Genomic DNA, 1,816 nt, shown 5'->3' with positions numbered 1-1,816 from the left:
CCTGACTCCCCCGTACGGCGGCGGGCGCTCACCCCTTCGCCTCGAATACGCACCGTGACGACCGAACCGGGAAGTCCGCGCTGCTCGTACGGTGGCTGAGTGCCAGTCGACGTCACAGCGCGTCACCGGGCCGGCGGAATCGGCCGGCTGCTCGCGGTGCGTACCGCGGTGCCCCGGCACGCCGCCGAGGCTCCCTTGGCCGACCGGGCGACCGTCGAGTTCCGCGTCCCGCGCTCTCGGCGGCGGCTGCTGTGGCTGCCGGTCGTGCTCGCCGTGCTGCTGCTGCCGGCGGTTGCCCTGCTGACCCGTGGGTCCGGGACGCCGCGGGCCGCCGTACCGCTGCCGACCGTCTCCGTCCCGCCACCGCCGGCCTGGACCGACCCGCCGGCCCCGACCGCCACCCGCCCGCAGCTGCGGGCGGTCCGGCAGGCCGCCAAGCTCAGTCCGGCACCTTCCTCCGCGTCGCCGTCGTCGTCACCCAGCGCTCCCGCCCCGGTGCTGCTCGGCCCCGGCGCGGACGCCGACGTGGGCCCGCTGATCGGGTCCTACTGCCGGGCCACGCACGGCCGGTTCAGCCTCGCGGTCGCCGCCGCGGACACCTGGACCTGCGCCCGGATCGGCCGGGCCGGGATCGCGGTCGACATGGACGCGCTCTGCCGCTGGCGCTACGGCGCCGCCGCCTGGGCGGATCTCGGGCGCGCCGGTGACGCCCGGAGCTGGCGCTGCTACCGCGACGGCCCCTAGGATGACCGGCATGCACGCGCGATTGAGCATGTGGTGGCCCGCCGACCCGGCGGCCACACCCACCCGCGTGTAGATCACACCACCGCGGCCGCCTCCGACGAGGCGGCCTTTTTCGTACGGCCCGGTCCTCGGCGGCGACCCCAGCCCGGAACGAGGACCCGATGCAACCCTTCGCCCTGCTGCACCGTGACGGCGCCGACCACGTCGACGTGCTGACCGGCGATGTCGTCACCGTCGACACGCTCGCCGACATCCCGCTGACCCCGGGCCGGCCCGGACCGCAGACCCTCGCGCTGGTGCCGTACCGGCAGATCGCCGAACGCGGCTTCGCGTGCGTCGACGACGGCGCGCCGCTGGAGTGCCTGCGGATCGCCACCCGGACCACCCGGCCGCTCGGCGGGCTGGTGGGCGAGCTGCCCGAGACGCCGGTCTCGCTGCGGGACGGCGGTTTCGACCTCTCCGACGAGGCGTACGGCGAGATCGTCGCCGAGGTGCTGCGTGACGAGATCGGCCACGGCGAGGGCGCCAACTTCGTCATCCACCGGGTCTTCACGGCCGACGTGGACGGCGACCCGCTGGCGGCGGCGCGGTCGGCGTTCCGTCAGCTGCTCACCCAGGAACACGGCGCCTACTGGACGTTCCTGGTCCACACCGGCACCCGCACGCTGGTCGGCGCCACCCCGGAACGGCACGTCAGTGTGGCCGACGGGCTGACCATGATGAACCCGATCAGCGGCACGTTCCGGCACGACGGCACGCGTGAGCTCACCGACTTCCTGGCCGACCGCAAAGAGATCGACGAGCTCTACATGGTGCTCGACGAGGAGCTCAAGATGATGGCCGCGGTGGCCGAGCACGGCGGCCAGGTCGTCGGTCCCTACCTCAAGCGGATGGCGCACCTGACCCACACCGAATATCTGCTGGCCGGCCGCGGCTCCCTGGACGTGCGCGAGGTGCTGCGCGCGACGATGTTCGCCCCGACCGTCACCGGCAGCCCGGTGGAGAACGCCTGCCGGGTGATCGCCCGGCACGAGCGCCGCGGCCGCGGCTACTACGCGGGCGTGCTGGCCCT

2 protein-coding genes are annotated in these 1,816 nt (G+C 74.2%); both read left to right on the top strand.

The annotated features are described in order from the left end of the window. Positions 1 to 99: 99 nt before the first annotated feature. On the top strand, positions 100 to 744 hold the full coding sequence (locus AB0C29_RS46560; RefSeq protein WP_360834551.1) for a hypothetical protein: 645 nt from the start codon (positions 100 to 102) through the stop codon (positions 742 to 744). 161 nt (positions 745 to 905) lie between these two features. Then, a partial coding sequence (locus AB0C29_RS46555) for a chorismate-binding protein (protein ID WP_360834549.1) occupies positions 906 to 1,816 on the top strand: 911 nt, incomplete at its 3' end.

Origin of the sequence: Actinoplanes sp. NPDC048791, assembly GCF_040650095.1 — a bacterium.
Lineage (GTDB): Bacteria > Actinomycetota > Actinomycetes > Mycobacteriales > Micromonosporaceae > Actinoplanes.
The sequence above is the reverse complement of the archived record's forward strand: the minus strand, read 5'-3'. Positions and strand labels throughout refer to the sequence as shown.